Source organism: Thermoactinomyces intermedius, from assembly GCF_013912365.1.
In the GTDB taxonomy this organism is placed as follows: domain Bacteria; phylum Bacillota; class Bacilli; order Thermoactinomycetales; family Thermoactinomycetaceae; genus Thermoactinomyces; species Thermoactinomyces intermedius.
The window spans coordinates 1-697 of sequence record NZ_JACETT010000064.1 but is presented as its reverse complement, the minus strand read 5'-3'; the positions used below and the strand labels follow the sequence as shown (position 1 = coordinate 697).

The following is a 697-nucleotide window of genomic DNA, read 5'->3' as shown; positions in this document are numbered from 1 at the left end:
GGTTTAACACACCAGCCTTTCACGCTGGCATGCAGGGGTTCGAATCCCCTACGGGTCACCAAAAACGGACGCTTAGCTCAGCTGGGAGAGCATCTGCCTTACAAGCAGAGGGTCGGCGGTTCGATCCCGTCAGCGTCCACCATATACGGAGGGATACCAAAGTGGTCAACTGGGGCGGACTGTAAATCCGCTGGCTTTGCCTTCGTAGGTTCGAATCCTACTCCCTCCACCACATATCATATACGCTGGGGAATAGCCAAGCGGTAAGGCAACGGACTTTGACTCCGTGATGCGCAGGTTCGAATCCTGCTTCCCCAGCCAGGTTGTGAGCCATTAGCTCAGTTGGTAGAGCACCTGACTTTTAATCAGGGTGTCGAAGGTTCGAGTCCTTCATGGCTCACCAATATAATGCGGAAGTGGCTCAGGGGTAGAGCATCGCCTTGCCAAGGCGAGGGTCGCGGGTTCGAATCCCGTCTTCCGCTCCATATGCGGGTGTAGTTCAGTGGTAGAACATCGGCCTTCCAAGCCGAATGCGAGGGTTCGATTCCCTTCACCCGCTCCAAGATAACGTTCCTCAGTAGCTCAATGGTAGAGCGCCCGGCTGTTAACCGGTAGGTTGCAGGTTCGAGTCCTGCCTGAGGAGCCATTTATTTGCCATCTTGGCCCGTTGGTGAAGTGGTTTAACACACCAGCCTTT

General features: G+C 54.8%; 7 tRNA genes. All 7 read left to right on the top strand.

Going from position 1 to position 697, the window contains the following annotated elements:
* Positions 1-66 precede the first annotated feature (66 nt).
* The 7 genes from H1R82_RS13585 (at position 67) to H1R82_RS13555 (ending at position 646) form a co-directional block, all read left to right on the top strand.
* Positions 67-142, top strand: a tRNA-Val gene (locus tag H1R82_RS13585).
* 5 nt (positions 143-147) lie between these two features.
* A tRNA-Tyr gene (locus H1R82_RS13580) sits at positions 148-232 on the top strand.
* A 14-nt stretch (positions 233-246) separates the two neighbouring features.
* Positions 247-321, top strand: a tRNA-Gln gene (locus H1R82_RS13575).
* Positions 322-327: 6 nt separating this feature from the next.
* A tRNA-Lys gene (locus H1R82_RS13570) sits at positions 328-403 on the top strand.
* A gap of 7 nt (positions 404-410) precedes the next feature.
* A tRNA-Gly gene (locus H1R82_RS13565) sits at positions 411-485 on the top strand.
* A gap of 3 nt (positions 486-488) precedes the next feature.
* Positions 489-562 (top strand) — tRNA-Gly (locus H1R82_RS13560).
* Between the two features lie 9 nt (positions 563-571).
* Positions 572-646 (top strand) — tRNA-Asn (locus H1R82_RS13555).
* Positions 647-697: the final 51 nt, after the last annotated feature.